Annotated in this window: 16 protein-coding genes; 10 read left to right on the forward strand and 6 right to left on the reverse strand. The window is 59.8% G+C overall.

The window, feature by feature from the left end; translation table 11 throughout:
* Positions 1–113: 113 nt before the first annotated feature.
* From miaB to lnt, 5 genes are all read left to right on the forward strand, one after another.
* Positions 114–1,442 (forward strand): tRNA (N6-isopentenyl adenosine(37)-C2)-methylthiotransferase MiaB, encoded by a 1,329-nt coding sequence (gene miaB, locus QRN36_RS12030; RefSeq protein ID WP_285424279.1) that lies wholly within the window; start codon positions 114–116, stop codon positions 1,440–1,442.
* A 226-nt stretch (positions 1,443–1,668) separates the two neighbouring features.
* Positions 1,669–2,676 (forward strand): PhoH family protein, encoded by a 1,008-nt coding sequence (locus tag QRN36_RS12035; RefSeq protein ID WP_093469127.1) that lies wholly within the window; start codon positions 1,669–1,671, stop codon positions 2,674–2,676.
* A complete protein-coding gene (ybeY, locus tag QRN36_RS12040) occupies positions 2,669–3,169 on the forward strand; it encodes an rRNA maturation RNase YbeY (RefSeq protein ID WP_285424280.1) in 501 nt (166 codons plus the stop codon). Before QRN36_RS12035 ends, ybeY begins: the two co-directional genes overlap by 8 nt.
* Before the next feature lie 5 nt (positions 3,170–3,174).
* The gene (locus QRN36_RS12045) at positions 3,175–4,017 is read left to right on the forward strand and encodes an HlyC/CorC family transporter (RefSeq protein ID WP_093469121.1); all 843 of its coding nucleotides are present in this window, start codon (positions 3,175–3,177) and stop codon (positions 4,015–4,017) included.
* A gap of 26 nt (positions 4,018–4,043) precedes the next feature.
* Complete coding sequence (lnt, locus tag QRN36_RS12050; protein WP_285424281.1) at positions 4,044–5,564, forward strand: apolipoprotein N-acyltransferase; 1,521 nt, start codon at positions 4,044–4,046, stop codon at positions 5,562–5,564.
* Between the two features lie 192 nt (positions 5,565–5,756).
* Here the strand turns inward: lnt and QRN36_RS12055 are convergent, their stop codons facing one another.
* The gene (locus QRN36_RS12055; RefSeq protein ID WP_285424282.1) at positions 5,757–6,518 is read right to left on the reverse strand and encodes a YdcF family protein; all 762 of its coding nucleotides are present in this window, start codon (positions 6,516–6,518) and stop codon (positions 5,757–5,759) included.
* Positions 6,519–6,603: 85 nt separating this feature from the next.
* Entirely contained in the window at positions 6,604–6,987 is a 384-nt protein-coding gene (locus QRN36_RS12060; protein ID WP_285424283.1) for a hypothetical protein, read from the reverse strand.
* A gap of 300 nt (positions 6,988–7,287) precedes the next feature.
* On the opposite strand from QRN36_RS12060, the gene leuS reads away from it, so the two are divergent.
* The 4 genes from leuS (at position 7,288) to arfA (ending at position 12,028) form a co-directional block, all read left to right on the forward strand.
* Positions 7,288–9,894, forward strand: a complete 2,607-nt coding sequence (leuS, locus tag QRN36_RS12065; protein WP_285424284.1) for a leucine--tRNA ligase — start codon at positions 7,288–7,290, stop codon at positions 9,892–9,894.
* Positions 9,895–9,983: 89 nt separating this feature from the next.
* Positions 9,984–10,589 (forward strand): LPS assembly lipoprotein LptE, encoded by a 606-nt coding sequence (gene lptE / locus QRN36_RS12070; RefSeq protein ID WP_285424285.1) that lies wholly within the window; start codon positions 9,984–9,986, stop codon positions 10,587–10,589.
* Between the two features lie 42 nt (positions 10,590–10,631).
* Positions 10,632–11,669: a DNA polymerase III subunit delta gene (holA, locus tag QRN36_RS12075; protein ID WP_285424286.1), complete on the forward strand. Its 1,038-nt coding sequence runs from the start codon at positions 10,632–10,634 to the stop codon at positions 11,667–11,669.
* Between the two features lie 200 nt (positions 11,670–11,869).
* On the forward strand, positions 11,870–12,028 hold the full coding sequence (arfA, locus tag QRN36_RS12080) for an alternative ribosome rescue factor ArfA (protein ID WP_062384898.1): 159 nt from the start codon (positions 11,870–11,872) through the stop codon (positions 12,026–12,028).
* Between the two features lie 26 nt (positions 12,029–12,054).
* On the opposite strand, the gene QRN36_RS12085 is transcribed toward arfA, so the two are convergent.
* Positions 12,055–12,984: a halovibrin HvnA gene (locus QRN36_RS12085; RefSeq protein ID WP_285424287.1), complete on the reverse strand. Its 930-nt coding sequence runs from the start codon at positions 12,982–12,984 to the stop codon at positions 12,055–12,057.
* 290 nt (positions 12,985–13,274) lie between these two features.
* Between QRN36_RS12085 and QRN36_RS12090 the strand changes: the two genes are divergently transcribed.
* Complete coding sequence (locus QRN36_RS12090; protein WP_285424288.1) at positions 13,275–14,612, forward strand: lytic murein transglycosylase; 1,338 nt, start codon at positions 13,275–13,277, stop codon at positions 14,610–14,612.
* 171 nt (positions 14,613–14,783) lie between these two features.
* On the opposite strand, the gene lipA is transcribed toward QRN36_RS12090, so the two are convergent.
* Genes lipA through QRN36_RS12105 form a run of 3 tightly spaced genes read right to left on the reverse strand, consistent with a single transcriptional unit; the run spans position 14,784 to position 16,748 of the window.
* Positions 14,784–15,824: a lipoyl synthase gene (gene lipA, locus QRN36_RS12095; RefSeq protein WP_285424289.1), complete on the reverse strand. Its 1,041-nt coding sequence runs from the start codon at positions 15,822–15,824 to the stop codon at positions 14,784–14,786.
* 1 nt (position 15,825) lies between these two features.
* Entirely contained in the window at positions 15,826–16,473 is a 648-nt protein-coding gene (gene lipB / locus QRN36_RS12100) for a lipoyl(octanoyl) transferase LipB (protein WP_285424290.1), read from the reverse strand.
* Positions 16,473–16,748 carry a DUF493 domain-containing protein gene (locus QRN36_RS12105; protein ID WP_285424291.1) on the reverse strand — a complete coding sequence of 92 codons (276 nt, stop codon included), beginning with the start codon at positions 16,746–16,748 and terminating at the stop codon, positions 16,473–16,475. The genes lipB and QRN36_RS12105 overlap by 1 nt, the downstream gene beginning before the upstream one ends.
* Positions 16,749–16,805: the final 57 nt, after the last annotated feature.

Genomic DNA, 16,805 nt, shown 5'->3' on the forward strand with positions numbered 1-16,805 from the left:
TCGGTGTTTTGAAAAGGGCGCGAACTATAGCATGCCGCTCGTTAGGGAACGCTAGGAACCCGAGGCCCGGCTCACTATAATGCGCGGTTCTTCGAATCACCTGATGAACCCGCATGTCCAAGAAGCTTTACATCGAAACCCACGGCTGCCAGATGAACGAGTACGACAGCTCGCGCATGGTCGATCTGCTGGGCGAACATCAAGCACTGGAAGTCACCGCGCGCGCTGAAGATGCCGACGTCATCCTGCTCAACACCTGCTCGATCCGCGAGCGAGCGCAGGACCGCGTCTATTCCCAGCTTGGCCGCTGGCGTGAACTGAAGCTGGCCAATCCCGAAATGGTGATTGCCGTCGGTGGCTGCGTGGCCAGTCAGGAAGGTGCGGCGATTCGCGATCGCGCGCCATATGTCGACGTTGTCTTCGGGCCGCAGACGCTGCACCGCCTGCCGGAGATGATCGACGCCGCTCGCGTGACACGTTTGCCGCAGGTCGACGTCTCGTTCCCGGAAATCGAAAAATTCGATCACCTGCCAGAGCCTCGCGTCGACGGCCCGAGCGCCTACGTATCGGTGATGGAAGGCTGCAGCAAATACTGCACGTTCTGCGTCGTGCCTTACACCCGCGGTGAAGAAGTCAGTCGCCCGTTCGACGACGTGATCACCGAAGTTTTCCACCTCGCCGAGAACGGTGTGCGCGAAGTGACGCTGCTGGGCCAGAACGTCAACGGCTATCGCGGCACGACCCACGATGGACGCCTGGCCGATCTGGCTGAGCTGATCCGCGTCGTTGCCGCAATCGACGGCATCGACCGGATTCGCTACACCACCTCACACCCGCTTGAGTTCTCGGACAGCCTGATCCAGGCCCACGCCGAGGTCCCGGAGCTGGTCAAGCACCTGCACCTGCCGGTGCAATCGGGTTCGGACCGCATCCTTGCGGCGATGAAGCGCAACCACACCGTGCTGGAATACAAGTCACGCCTGCGCAAGCTGCGCGCCGCCGTGCCGGATATCTGCATCAGTTCTGACTTCATCGTGGGCTTTCCCGGAGAAACCGAGAAAGACCACCTGCAGACCATGAAACTGGTGGAAGAAGTCGGCATGGACTTCTCCTATTCGTTCGTTTACAGCCAGCGCCCGGGCACACCTGCCGCCGATCTGGTGGACGACACCCCGGAAGAGGTGAAAAAGGAGCGGCTCAAGCAGTTGCAGAACCTGATCGATCGTCAGGGCTTCGAAACCAGCCGCCGGATGGCGGGCACCGTGCAGCGGATTCTGGTGACCGACTACTCGAAGAAAGACCCCGGCGAGCTTCAGGGTCGTACCGAGAACAACCGGATCGTCAACTTCCGGTGCGACAATCCCAAGCTGATCGGGCAATTCGCCGACGTCTACATCGACAGCGCACAACCCCACTCGCTGCGTGGGTCGTTGGTGCAATAACGTCCTACGGTGCACGCATGACTCTGTAGGAGTGAGCTTGCTCGCGATTGCGTTTACGCGGTCACCGGAGATGTGCCTGATACAACGTAATCGCGAGCAAGCTCACTCCTACAGGGGTTGTAGCGCTTGCTGACTCAACCATTAGTAAGTGAGCCCTTTCGGACACTGCCGACAGGGGTTATCCTTCGTTTCACCTTCATTGCCGTCGGGCGGCTAAAAAACCACTTTGAACGCACCTATCGAACCACATCGTTTCAGCCTTGAACCTATCGAGGCCCATCGCTTCGCCAATCTGTGCGGGCAATTCGACGAGCATTTGCGCCTGATCGAACAGCGCCTGGACATCGAGATCCGCAATCGCGGAGGCCAGTTCGAGATGATCGGCGAACGCAAACAGACCACTTCGGCAGAAAACCTGTTGCGCCGGCTGTACCGGGAAACCAAAAGTACCGAGCTGTCGCCAGACATGGTTCATCTGTTCCTGCAGGAGTCCGGCGTTGAAGAGCTGGATAACCACCCTGCCGCCGAAGTCGGCGTCGCGCTGCGCACCAAGAAAGGCATGATTCGCCCCCGTGGCTTGAATCAGCAACGCTACGTCAAGGAAATCCTCGCCAACGACATCAACTTCGGCATCGGCCCGGCCGGTACCGGCAAGACTTACCTTGCCGTGGCTGCGGCAGTCGATGCGCTGGAGCGCGAGCAGATTCGCCGCATCCTGCTGGTGCGTCCGGCAGTCGAAGCGGGTGAAAAACTGGGCTTCCTGCCGGGCGATCTGGCACAGAAGATCGACCCGTACCTGCGCCCGCTTTACGACGCGCTCTACGAGATGCTTGGCTTCGAATACGTCGCCAAACTGATCGAGAAGCAGGTCATCGAAGTTGCGCCGCTGGCTTACATGCGCGGCCGCACGCTCAACAACAGCTTCATCATTCTGGACGAAAGTCAGAACACCACCGTTGAGCAGATGAAGATGTTCCTGACCCGTATCGGCTTCGGCTCCACCGCCGTGATCACCGGTGACATCACTCAGATCGACCTGCCCAAAGGCACCAAATCCGGCCTGACTCACGTCATCGAAGTGCTCAAGGATGTGCCGGGGATCAGCTTCACCCACTTTAAGCCCAAGGACGTTGTGCGCCATCCGCTGGTGCAGCGCATCGTCGAAGCCTACGAGCGCTTCGAAGAGCGGAACAACGACCAGCAGCCCTCCCGGGACAATCGCCGCGATGCTTGAGCTGGACCTGCAAATCGCCAGTCAAGCCAGCGCCCCGAGCGAAGCCCAGTTCCGCCTCTGGTGCGAAATGGGCCTTCGCCAGCGCGCGGCCGACTCGGAAATGACCATCCGCCTGGTCGATGAAGCCGAAGGCAGGGAGCTGAACCACACCTGGCGTCACAAAGACTACGCCACCAACGTGTTGTCGTTCCCGGCCGATGTGCCTGACGAACTCCTCGATATTCCATTACTGGGCGATCTGGTGATCTGTGTTCCGGTCGTCGCCCGCGAGGCCGCAGAACAGGGCAAGGCACTCGACGCGCACTGGGCGCATCTGGTGATTCATGGCTGCCTGCATTTGTTGGGCTACGATCACATCGACGATGACGAAGCCGAAGAAATGGAAGCGCTGGAACGAGAGTTGCTTGCAGAGCTGGGCTATCCCGATCCCTACGCTGACGATGAAATCGTCGGCAACCCCCATTCAGAAACACCTGGCAAGGACCACGAGTAAGGGCTATGAGCGAAGACCGATCGAGCAACGGGCAAAAGTCATGGTTGGGCAAACTGACCCAGGCATTTGCCCATGAGCCGAAAAACCGCCAGGAGCTGCTTGAGCTGCTGCGCGAAGCCCATCAAAACAAGCTGCTGGACAGCGAAGCGCTGGCGATTGTCGAAGGCGCCATCCAGGTCGCCGACCTGCAGGTGCGCGACATCATGGTGCCGCGCTCGCAGATGGTCAGCATCAAGGCCAGCCAGAGCCCTCGTGAATTCCTGCCAGCCGTCATCGATTCGGCGCACTCGCGCTATCCGGTGATCGGCGAAAGCCACGACGATGTCCTCGGCGTGCTGCTGGCCAAGGACCTGCTGCCGCTGATCCTCAAGGAAAACGGTGGCGCGGACGATGTGAAAAACCTGCTGCGTCCGGCGACCTTCGTTCCCGAATCCAAGCGTCTGAACGTGCTGCTGCGTGAATTCCGCGCCAACCACAACCATATGGCCATCGTCATCGACGAATACGGCGGTGTGGCGGGTCTGGTGACGATCGAGGACGTGCTGGAGCAGATCGTCGGCGATATCGAGGACGAGCACGACGTCGAGGAAGACAGCTACATCAAGCCGCTGCCCAGTGGCGACTTTCTGGTCAAGGCGCTGACGCCGATCGAGAGCTTCAACGAGTTCTTCGACAGCGAGTTCTCCGACGACGAGTTCGACACGGTCGGCGGTCTGGTGATGAATGCGTTCGGACATCTGCCCAAGCGTAACGAAATCACCGAAATCGGCGCGTATCGTTTCCGCATCCTGAATGCCGACAGTCGTCGCATCCACCTGTTGCGCCTGAGTCCGATCTCCCGCTCGTAACGTCGTATCCCTCATAAGGAATGTAAATGCGCTGGATCACCCGCCCCGGCTGGCCCGGTAACCTGCTGGCCATGGTGGCTGGCGCGCTGATCACCCTGGCTTTGGCGCCGTTCGATATCTGGCCACTGGCGATCGTCGCGCTGGTGATCTTTTATCTCGGTCTGCGCGACCTCAAACCCCGCCAGGCCTTATGGCGCGGCTGGAGCTATGGCTTCGGCCTGTTCGGCGGCGGCACGAGCTGGATCTACGTCAGCATTCACACCTACGGCGAGGCTCCGGTCTGGCTGGCAGTCTTCCTCATGGTGCTGTTCTGCGCGTCGGTGGCGTTTTTCTTCGCCCTGCCCGCCTGGCTCTGGGCACGCTGGATCCGGCGCAATGAAGCGCCGCTGGCCGACGCTCTGGCATTTGCCGCGCTGTGGTTTGGCCAAGAGATGTTCCGCGGCTGGTTCCTGACCGGTTTCCCTTGGCTTTACTCCGGCTACAGTCAGCTCGACGGACCACTCAAGGGATTGGCGCCGCTGGGCGGTATGTGGCTGATCTCGTTCAGCCTGGCGCTGACCGCAGCGTTGCTCTGCAACCTGCCTCGGCTGCGTGCGCGCAAGCCCTTCCTCGCAGGCGCCGTTGTATTGTTGCTGGCGCCGTGGGTCGTCGGTCTGGCATTGAAGAATCATGCCTGGACCGAACCGTCCGGGGCGCCATTGAAAGTCGCCGCCATGCAGGGCAACGTCGAACAGAGCATGAAATGGGACCCGGCGGCGTTGAACGCCCAGCTGGCGCTGTACCGCGACATGACGTTCACCTCGCAAAAAGCCGATCTGATCGTCTGGCCTGAAACCGCCGTGCCGGTACTCAAGGAATCGGTCGAAGGCTATCTGTCGATGATGGGCAAATTTGCCGCGGACCGGGACTCGGCGATGATCACCGGCGTCCCGTTGCGTCAGAGAGGCAGCCATAACGAGTGGCGCTATTACAACGCGATCACGGTGACCGGCGAGGGCGACGGGACGTACCTGAAGCAGAAACTGGTGCCATTTGGTGAATACGTGCCGCTGCAGGACCTGCTGCGCGGGTTGATTACGTTCTTCAACCTGCCGATGTCGGACTTCGCCCGAGGTCCTGCCGAGCAGCCGTTGTTGCAGGCCAAGGGTTACCAGATCGCGCCGTTCATCTGCTATGAAGTGGTCTACCCGGAGTTCGCTGCGGGGCTTTCGGCGCAGAGCGACCTGCTGCTGACGGTCAGCAACGACACCTGGTTCGGCACCTCGATCGGGCCGCTGCAACATTTACAGATGGCACAGATGCGGGCGCTGGAAGCGGGCCGGTGGATGATCCGCGCCACCAATAACGGCGTCAGCGCGCTGATCGATCCTTTCGGCAAGATCACCACCACCGTGCCGCAGTTCGAGCGTGCGGTGATGTATGGCGAAGTGACCCCAATGCACCAGCTCACGCCTTACCTGCACTGGCGCTCCTGGCCGCTGATCATCCTGTCGGTGCTGCTGATCGGGTGGGCATTCTTCACCGGCAGGATTGCGAAAGCGGTGTGAGGGGTTAAGGCACAGTAGAACCGGCTTCAGCCGGGAGGAGGCCGATATGTCCGCCATCAGTTTTGCGGCAGAACAACTGACGCTTTCCCGGCTAAAGCCGGTCCTACGAGGCGCGCGCGTAATTGGTAAGTAGGATCGCAGTCGATCATCACTCGGACCAAAATCGGGCCCGTCATGCGCCTGCGGCTCAGGTCACCGATAAAACAACCGGTACCCTGCCAGCCCCGCCGCTTCATTCAACAGCAGCCCGCTCTGCCAGACTGCTCTGGCTTCAGGGGTCCAGCCGCCAAACGGCCTGGCGTTGTCCACACTCAGAAAGCCGACCGGCGCCGGCACGACAGTGAACCCGGCTTTCTCGAAACTCCATACCGATCGCGGCATATGCCAGGCCTGAGTCACCACGACAACCCGCTTGATGCCCTGCGGCAGCAGGATCGCCGCGCTCATGCTGGCGTTTTCCCACGTCGTGCGGCTCTCCCCTTCCTGCCAGCGCACCGGCACGGCGAAGTCATCACGCAACGAGTCCGCCATGATCGCGGCCTCGCTGGGCGGCTCACCGTAATGCAAGCCCCCCGTGGTGAGGATCGGCAGCCCGGACGCCTTGGATAGGCGCGCCGCATAGCGCATCCGTTCCAGGGCCACGCCTGTTGGAATATCGCTGCCCCAGGTCGGATCCTTGCGCTCACGGCCTGAACCCAGCACGACAATCGCGTCAGCCCGCTGGTCCAGCGTCGCCCACTGGTCTTGCTGCAGGGGAGGAATACTTTCGATGGCCGTCGCCGACCACTGCACCACAATCGGCAGACTCATCGCCCACAGGCCGGCAATCCCCACGACGAAGAGCAGGCGAGCCGTTTTCGGCCGGCGACTTCTCAGCCACCAGGCGAAGGCAATCAGCAGCAGAAAAAGACCGGGAGGCAGCAGCAGGTTCTTGATGAAATAACGGAAGGGCATCAGGGCATCTCCAAAGATGCCCGAAGCCTAAAAGTATTGGCGCTAAGCAGCAACGCTTAGTAAGACGGGATCAAACCCGCGAAGGTTAACGCTTGAAATGTTTGCTGTGACTGTAACGACTCAACTTTGCCGACACCTTGGCGCGACGCTGGTCCTTGAGCCAGATGACATTGGCTTGAGGATGCGCCGCACGCATCGACTCCGAAGGCTCCCGTGACGTGTTGGAACTACCCTTCTTGATGTTCGCTGAATCCTCGTTGAAGACAACTTCAGTCTTTTCCGGACAAGCATCCAGATAGGCCTCGATCAACTGGAATTCGGCATGACTCAATCCACGCAATTCCAGTTCAGCGGAATGCTCGTTACGAAGCCGCACTGCTGTTTTCGCCATGTCCAGGGCAAGCCCCAGACGATCAATCAAACGGTCATACAGATCTGGTTTCTTTACTTGGTGCCGCATCTCTGCCATCCGCTCACCTCACTGAAGATAAACATACCCTCGTAAATGAGCTTAGCGTCACTGCGAAAACCGGCGCGGTGCCGCGACCAACGGCGGCTGCCAAGGGCCTGACGGGCCGAAGTCAGCAATCAGGGTTTCCCTCGATAGTCGGCCCTCATGTATGCTACGGCGCTTCCTGTAATTCCACTTCCGCCCACCCGGGCACGAACGCATCGCAATGCCCTCGGCACAGTCCGGCACGCGATGCCCAACCGATCCGGGAACGCCGAGAAGAGGTCAAGGGTCACCAATCTCTAGTCAAAAGTAGCCATGCACGAACTCTATCAGCCCCGTGAAATCGAAGCCGCCGCCCAGACCTTCTGGGAAGAGCAAAAGTCTTTTGAAGTCAGTGAACAGCCAGGCAAGGACACCTACTACTGCCTGTCGATGTTTCCTTACCCTAGCGGCAAGCTACACATGGGTCACGTGCGCAACTACACCATCGGCGACGTGATTGCCCGCTACCAGCGCATGCAGGGCAAAAACGTACTGCAGCCAATGGGCTGGGACGCTTTCGGGATGCCCGCAGAAAACGCGGCAATGAAAAACAACGTCGCCCCGGCCAAATGGACCTACGAAAATATCGCCTACATGAAGAACCAGCTCAAGAGCCTGGGTCTGGCGATCGACTGGTCGCGCGAAGTCACCACCTGCAAGCCTGATTACTATCGCTGGGAACAGTGGCTGTTCACTCGCCTGTTCGAGAAAGGCGTGATCTACCGCAAGAACGGCACCGTTAACTGGGACCCGGTCGACCAGACCGTCCTGGCCAACGAGCAGGTCATCGACGGCCGAGGCTGGCGTTCGGGCGCGGTGATCGAAAAACGCGAAATCCCGATGTACTACTTCAAGATCACCGCGTACGCGGATGAGCTGCTGGAGAGTCTCGACGAGCTGCCGGGCTGGCCTGAACAGGTCAAGACCATGCAGCGCAACTGGATCGGCAAATCCCGCGGCATGGAAGTGCAGTTCCCGTACGACCAGACGTCGATCGGCGAAGCCGGTGCGCTGAAAGTGTTCACGACCCGTCCCGACACACTGATGGGCGCGACTTATGTTGCCGTTGCCGCCGAGCACCCGCTGGCGACACTGGCTGCGCAGAACGATCCTGAGCTGCAGGCGTTCATTCACGAATGCAAGAGCGGCAGCGTCGCCGAAGCCGACGTCGCCACTCAGGAAAAGAAAGGCCTGCCGACCTCGCTGTTCGTCGAGCACCCGCTGACTGGCGAAAAACTGCCGGTCTGGGTCGCCAACTACGTGCTGATGCATTACGGCGACGGTGCGGTAATGGCGGTCCCGGCTCACGACGAACGCGACTTCGAATTCGCCACCAAGTACAACCTTCCGGTCAAACCGGTGGTGCGCACCAGCGCTGGCGATCAGACGCCTGCTCCCTGGCAGGACGTGTACGGCGAACACGGCCAGTTGATCAACTCGGGTGAGTTCGACGGTCTGGATTTCGCCGGGGCGTTCGATGCGATCGAAGCTGCCCTGATCAAGAAGGCGCTCGGCAAATCGCGCACCCAGTTCCGCCTGCGTGACTGGGGCATCAGCCGCCAGCGCTACTGGGGCTGCCCGATCCCGATCATTCACTGCGACGCGTGCGGCGATGTTCCGGTTCCGGAAGATCAGCTGCCGGTCAAACTGCCGGAAGACGTCGTACCCGATGGCGCGGGTTCGCCTCTGGCGCGCATGCCTGAATTCTACGAATGCAGCTGCCCGAAATGCGGCGCGCCGGCCAAGCGTGAAACCGACACGATGGACACCTTCGTCGAGTCGTCGTGGTATTTCGCCCGTTACGCCTCGCCTCATTACGAGGGTGGCATGGTCGATCCTAAAGCCGCCAACCACTGGCTGCCGGTGGATCAGTACATCGGCGGTATCGAACACGCGATTCTTCACCTGCTGTACGCGCGCTTCTTCCACAAGCTGATGCGCGACGAAGGCCTGGTCACGTCCAACGAGCCGTTCAAGAACCTGCTGACTCAGGGCATGGTGGTGGCCGAGACGTTCTATCGTCTGGAAGCCAATGGCAGCAAGACCTGGTTCAACCCGGCCGACGTCGAATTCGAACGCGACGCCAAAGCCAAGATCATCGGCGCCAAGCTGATTGCCGACGGCCAGCCGGTCGAAATCGGTGGCATCGAGAAGATGGCCAAGTCGAAAAACAACGGCGTTGATCCGCAGTCGATGATCGATCAATACGGCGCCGATACTTGCCGCCTGTTCATGATGTTCGCTTCGCCACCGGACATGAGCCTGGAATGGTCCGACTCGGGCGTGGAAGGTTCGCACCGCTTCCTCAAGCGCGTGTGGCGTCTGGCTCAGGCCCATGTGACCGCCGGATTGCCGGGCGCCCTCGACAAGGCCGCCTTGGGCGATGACCAGAAAGGCATCCGCCGCGCCATCCATCTGGCCATCAAACAGGCCGGTCAGGACGTGGGGCAGCATCACAAATTCAACACCGCCATCGCGCAAGTTATGACCCTGATGAACGTGCTGGAAAAGGCACCGCAGGCTTCTGCCCAAGACCGCGCGCTGCTGCAGGAAGGTCTGGAAACCGTCGCGCTGCTGCTGGCCCCTATCACGCCACACATCAGCCACGAACTGTGGACGGCGCTCGGCCATGCCGATCCGATCATCGACGCCGGCTGGCCGGTCGTCGACGAGTCGGCGCTGGTGCAGGACACGCTGCAACTGGTGGTGCAGGTCAACGGCAAGCTGCGTGGGCAGATCGAAATGCCCGCCAGCGCCAGCCGCGAGGACGTCGAAGCCGCCGCACGGACCAACGAAAATGTCCTGCGCTTCATCGATGGCCTGACCATCCGCAAAGTAATCGTGGTGCCTGGCAAGCTGGTGAACATCGTCGCCAGCTGAATGGATCGGGCGCCTGGCGGTGACAGGCGCTGAACACACTTCCAGAGCCCGCGATTTCGGGCTCAAACGGATTCAAGGGGAGCAACAAGATGATCAAACGCAATCTGCTGGTAATGGGCCTCGCGGTATTGCTGAGCGCCTGCGGTTTCCAGCTGCGTGGCACCGGCACCAACGCCTTGTCGATCAAGGAACTGGACGTCAGCGCGCGTGATGCCTACGGCGACCTCGTCACTCAATTGCGCCAGACCCTGACCAGCAGCGGCGTACACGTCTACACCGGCGCGCAATACAAGCTGTTCCTGGCGCGTGAAGAAGAAAGCTCGCGCAGCGCCAGCTACACCGGTGCCGGCCGTTCCGCCGAATACCAGCTGACCGACGTGTTGAAGTATGAGATTCGTGGCACCAAGGACGTCGTCCTGCTCAGCGACAAGGTGCAGGTGCAGAAGGTCTACGTGCACGACGGCAACAACCTGGTGGGCTCCGACCAGGAAGCTGATCAGGTCCGCCAGGAAATGCGCAGCGATCTGATTCAGCTCATGCTGGCTCGTCTGCAATTGCTGACACCAGAAGGCCTGGATGAAATGCAGGCCAAGGCCGACGCTGCCGCTCGCGCCGAAGCCGACGCCGAAGCCGCGGCTCAGCGGGTTCGCGACGAGACGCCACAGCAGTCTCCCATCGAATTCCCGACCAAGTGATGGCATCGGGGCCGGTTCGCCGGCCCTGATCTTTTCTGACCCATGAAACTCGCCCCCGCCCAACTCTCCAAACACCTTCAGGGCGCATTGTCGCCTGTCTACATTGTCAGCGGCGATGACCCGCTGCAATGCCAGGAAGCGTGCGATGCCATTCGCGCGGCGGCCCGTCAGCAAGGGTTCGACGAGCGTCAGGTGTTCAGCGCCGATTCGAGCTTCGACTGGGGCACGCTGCTGCAGGCGGGCGCGAGCATGTCGCTGTTCGCTGAGCGGCGCCTGCTGGAACTGCGCCTGCCGTCGGGCAAGCCCGGTGACAAAGGCGCTGCGGCCTTGCTCGAATACTGCAACCGCCCGGCAGAAGACACGCTGCTGCTGATCAGCCTGCCCAAGCTGGACGGCGCCGCGCAGAAAACCAAATGGGGCAAGGCGCTGGTTGAAGGCCAGCAAACTCAGTTCGTGCAGATCTGGCCGGTCGATGCCAGCCAGTTGCCGCAGTGGATTCGTCAGCGCCTTTCGCAATCCGGCCTCGCTGCAAGCCCGGATGCGGTCGAACTGATCGCCGCGCGGGTTGAAGGCAACTTGCTTGCTGCCGCGCAGGAAATCGAAAAGCTCAAGCTGATGGCCGAGCAGGGCCAGATCACGGTGGAGACCGTTCAGGCGGCCGTGGCTGACAGCGCCCGCTTCGATGTCTTCGGTCTGACTGATGCGATTCTCAACGGCGAAGCCTCTCATGCCCTGCGCATGCTCGAAGGCCTGCGCGGCGAGGGCGTCGAGCCGCCGGTCATTCTCTGGGCGTTGTCGCGCGAATTGCGCGTGCTGGCGAACCTGGCGCTGCAATACAGCCAGGGCGTGCCACTGGATAAGGCGTTCAGCCAGGCCCGCCCGCCCATCTGGGACAAGCGCAAACCGCTGATGAGCAAAGCCCTGATGCGGCACTCGGCCCGTCGCTGGGGTCAGCTGTTGATGGACGCCCAACACATCGATGCGCAGATCAAAGGTCAGGCCGAAGGCTCCGTCTGGAGCAGCTTGAGCCGACTGGCGCTGCTGATGGCCGGGCAGCGATTGGCGTTGCCGTCGGAATAAGCCTGTCGACAACCCTCCAGGCGCGCTGGCCCACCCTATCGGTGTGCCAAGCACATCGGGCTATCCGAACGATTGCAGTCGCTGGCACGCGCGCTCCTGCAAAAGAGTGCGCCCTGGCGATAGAACAGATCAATTAGACCCCGGCCTCGACCTGACGCAAGATCTGCCCCGTTTCATCCCTCACCAAGAGAGCATCCGCCATGAGCAAGCCAAAGAAACGGCCGAACAAGGCCAAATCCATCATCGCCCAGCCACTGTTCCGCAGCCGTCAGGAACAACCCGCCAAGGGCAAAGGCAGCTACCGCCGCGAAGCCTTCCAGTCGAAAAACTGGGAGGCTTCTTCCGTTATGGCCGCTTAAAAAACGCAAGAGTCGTGTGTCACATGTCATGGAATCAAGATGACTTGGTCGGTCGGCATGTAAGTAAAAGTTGCTGACCCAGTCTGGGCGGCTGGAAGTTTTACCGAAATGATGGGCAGAGCAATATTCGTCAAGGAATAAAAACGCTTCTGATCGTACTGCGCGCCCGCCAGCCCAGCAGGAAGTGTGTACATAAATGCTTCAATAGGAAGCTCGCCCGGAATATTTTGTGGCCAGACTTTTACCTTTAAGTCGTTAGGTGTATTGAACGAATTCGGGGATACCAGACGCCCACCATGAAGTCCCTGGTAGAAATTACGTCCCGCGACAGCGTCTATATCGTCACGAACATCAAACCCACAACGCCACTGATAAACGGTCGGATGTCGGTTAAAGTGATCGCGCCATTGTTCGCCTGTGGTAATCCCTTGTCTACCACAGGGTACGCTGTCTACTGGATAGGTAGCAGTAGGTCCGCAACCAGATTCTGAGCGATTATCAGACGCACCATCGACAGGAAAAAAACAAAGAATCTCCATTTGATATTTAGTGCTTGGAGTATCCAGAACAGGCATCAAAATATAACCATGCGAATAATCGAAAGCCAGCCGCCTGATATTGTAATCTGATCTGATATAGGAGAATGAGACTCCGCCCACCCGGATGGCAGTAGGGCTTGGGTTCCATGAGTCGTATTGGGTGGATGCTTCCGTACCTCTTAGGATTACGCCTGAGCATAAGAAGGCGGGCATCGATTCCTTACCGCAGTTTTCGCGTGTATCGGCATAACGTGTACTTAAAGCCAGAGCTACCGACGAACCGGATTTGATGGTTGCTTTCTGCACACTCGCAAGCGTAGTTCCGGAATCTGCAGAATTGGAAGTCGTTACATCAGGTGAACTGCATCCGGATAAAACAATAACCAACAATAGCCTGACGTTTTTTTCAGCAAACATATCACAGCCTCCATGCCCCACTCCGTTTGGTAGCACCGGATTACACCGCCATGGTGCCTATAATGCCGGCGTTAAAACTCAAACATTCGGCGTAATTGAAGTTTAGTTTTGATTTTTGTTAATCGTCTACTGTCAGAAATGACAGTTGACGACGGCTGCGTTGCGGGACGCGATACAAAAACTTAAAAAAAATCGCCCACCCGTCGAGCGACATTACCTACGCAACGCCCCGCCAACAGGGCCGGCATGTTAAGGTCTGCACCTTACGGTTTATACCTGTGGACCCCAGAATGCCCTTTAGCTTTCCCCGTCGTTGGCCTGTACGCCAACTGATCGCTGCCTCTAGCTTCTTCATACTGGTTGCCTGCGCCGAACAGCCTACCGCTGCAGTGGCTACCCCGCTTCAATCCGCTTCCGCGCCACAAGTCTCCAAAAATGTGCCCGCGGCCTCCAACGCCGTGGCGCAGCCGGACGACAACAATTTCGAAATCCAGCCCGCCATGAGTTTCAGCGAATGGCAGAGCATGTTTCGTGCGCAGGCGTTGAGCGCGGGCGTTCGTCCTGAGGTGTTCGACAACGCTTTTGCCGGCGTCACGCCTGACATGAGCGTTGTGAAGGCCGACCGCAGCCAGCCGGAATTCACCCGCCCAGTGTGGGAATACCTGGACAGCGCCATGTCAGCCGTGCGCGTACGCAAGGGTCAGGCGCTGCTGGCGCAATACGCAGACGCGCTGACAGCCATCGAGCAACGCTACGGCGTCGATCGTCAGGCCTTGGTCGCGGTCTGGGGTATGGAGAGCAGCTTCGGTCAGTTCCAGGGGACGCAGTCGGTCATCCGTTCGCTGGCAACGCTGGCGTATGAGGGTCGTCGTCCGCAATTCGCACAGGACCAGTTGATCGCCGCTCTGCAGATCATTCAGCACGGCGATATCGACGCGCCAAGCATGCTGGGTTCCTGGGCCGGCGCGATGGGGCAGACGCAATTCATCCCGACCACCTACAACACGCACGCGGTGGATTTTGATGGTGACGGCCGTCGCGACATCTGGAACTCGCCGACCGATGCGCTCGCCTCGACTGCTCACTACTTGCAAAGCTCCGGCTGGCAAAAGGGCCAGCCGTGGGGGTTCGAGGTTCAACTCAATCCAGGCTTCGACTACGCTCTGGCTGACGCGTCCACCCGCAAGACCATTGCCGAATGGCAGCAGATGGGTCTGAAGCTCGCAAACGGTTCGACGCTGCCTGCTTATCTCCAGCAACAACAGGCAGCATTACTGCTACCGGCGGGCTACAAGGGCCCGGCGTTTCTGGTGATGGACAATTTCCGGGCGATTCTGAAATACAACAACTCGTCGTCTTACGCGCTGGGCGTGAGCCTGCTGTCCGAGCGTTTCAGCGGCGGTGGGTACGTGACCGGCAACTGGCCTCGTGGCGACCGTCCATTGAGTCGCTCTGAGCGTATCGAGCTGCAGACACTGCTGTCAGCCCGTCAGTACGACGCAGGCGCCCCGGACGGGATCATCGGCGCGAATACCCGTAAGGCGATTCGCAGCGCACAGCAGTCATTCGGCTGGCCAGCGGATGGCTATCCGACGCAAGAGCTGCTGAACAGGCTACGCGGGCAGTAAAGCCTCTGTAGGAGCGCGCTTGCCCGCGATTGATACAACGCGGTTTGCCTGCCATGCCGCGTAATGGTTTGATCGCGGGCAAGCGCGCTCCTACAAGCACGCGACCTCTATAAAAAAGGGGCCGGATATTGCTATCCGGCCCCTTTGTCTTAACGTCGTTAACGCTGGCGATCAGCCCGCAGTGAGCAACGACTTGGTCAGCTTGGCTTGCTCGTCGGCGTGATACGACGAACGAACCAGCGGGCCCGACGCGACGTTCTTGAAGCCCATCTTGTAGCCTTCTTCGGCAAACCAGGCAAACGTGTCCGGGTGGACGAAGCGTTGAACCGGCAAGTGGTTGCGCGATGGCTGCAAGTACTGGCCCAGGGTCAGCATGTCGATGTTGTGCTCGCGCATGCGATGCATCACTTCGATGACTTCCTCGTCAGTCTCACCCAGGCCCAGCATCAGGCCGGATTTGGTTGGCACGTGAGGGACCATTTCCTTGAAGCGCTTGAGCAGCGTCAGCGACCACTGATAATCCGAACCCGGACGCGCGGCCTTGTAGAGACGCGGCACGGTTTCCAGGTTGTGGTTGAACACGTCTGGCGGCGTGGCAGCGGTGATTTCCAGCGCGATGTCCATGCGGCCGCGATAATCGGGCACCAGCGTTTCCAGCTGCACGTTCGGCGACAGCTCGCGGATTTCACGGATGCAATCGGCAAAGTGCTGAGCACCACCGTCGCGCAGGTCGTCGCGGTCCACCGAGGTGATCACCACGTACTTGAGCTTGAGGTCGGCGATGGCAACGGCGAGGTTTTTCGGCTCGTCGACATCAAGAGGCTTCGGACGGCCATGGCCGACGTCGCAGAACGGGCAACGACGGGTGCAGATGTCACCCATGATCATGAACGTCGCGGTACCGCCAGAGAAGCACTCACCCAGGTTCGGGCAAGACGCTTCTTCGCACACGCTGTGCAGCTTGTGCTTACGCAGCAACGCCTTGATGCGGTCGACTTCAGGGGAAACCGGGATGCGGACACGGATCCAGTCCGGCTTCTTCGGCAGTTCAACCGTCGGGATGATCTTCACCGGGATGCGCGCCACTTTTTCCGCGCCACGCAGCTTCACGCCCGCTTCAACTTTCGGCCGTGCAGCACGCTCAGGCGTCACCACATTCACTGTCGGGATCAGGGTTTGCACGGCGTCTGCCGTCTCATGCGCAGTAGTCATATCAATCGATTCCGCCCGTTAGGGTCGTCTGCTCAGCGTAGTCGAGGTGTTTGACGAGCTGCGCACGCAGCCGGGCACTAACCTCGGCAAATTCAATCGGTCCTGCGTGCTCGCGAAGCTGGGTCATCGCCAGGCCCGCATACCCGCAGGGATTTATCCGTTTAAAAGGGTCCAGATCCATGTCGACGTTCAACGCAAGGCCGTGAAACGAACAGCCGTTGCGAATCCGGAGGCCCAGCGATGCGATCTTCGCACCCTGAACATAAACCCCCGGCGCTTCAGGTTTGGCGGCAGCGGTGACGCCATAACTGGCCAGCAGATCGATCAGGCTGTGCTCGATCCGCGTCACCAGTTCACGTACACCGAACCCCAGGCGACGCACATCCAGCATCAGGTAGGCCACCAGTTGACCGGGGCCATGATAAGTCACTTGGCCACCGCGATCGACCTGTACCACCGGAATATCGCCCGGCAACAGCAAATGCTCGGGTTTACCGGACTGCCCCTGTGTGAAGACTGGCGGATGCTGAACCAGCCACACTTCGTCGGCGGCGTTGCGATCGCGGCCGTCGGTAAAGCGCTGCATGGCCTGCCAGGTGGGCTCGTAGTCGATCAGTCCGAGATCGCGAAAGCCCAGACGCGCGTCCATCAGAGCACCATGTGCACGATGCCGGTGGCGCGTAGCTCGCTGTTGATATCGTAAAGCTGATCCTGACCGGTGGCGACGATGTGCAGCTGCAAGGTGGTGTATTTACCGTTGCTGCTCTGGCGCTCGGCTACCTTCTCATCGTTGATCTTCGCGTGTTTGGTGACGATCTCGATCACTTTGTCTTTGAAACCCACACCGGTGTCGCCGATCACCTTGATCGGATAGTCGTTGCAGGGGAATTCGATTTTTGGCGCTTTTGCTTCGGAATCTGTCATGGCAGTGACGGCCTCGTAAGCCGGAAAACGGACAGTCCCTGCCGCAGTCGCGGCAGG

Origin of the sequence: Pseudomonas sp. efr-133-TYG-103a (assembly GCF_030209235.1) — a bacterium.
Lineage (GTDB): Bacteria > Pseudomonadota > Gammaproteobacteria > Pseudomonadales > Pseudomonadaceae > Aquipseudomonas.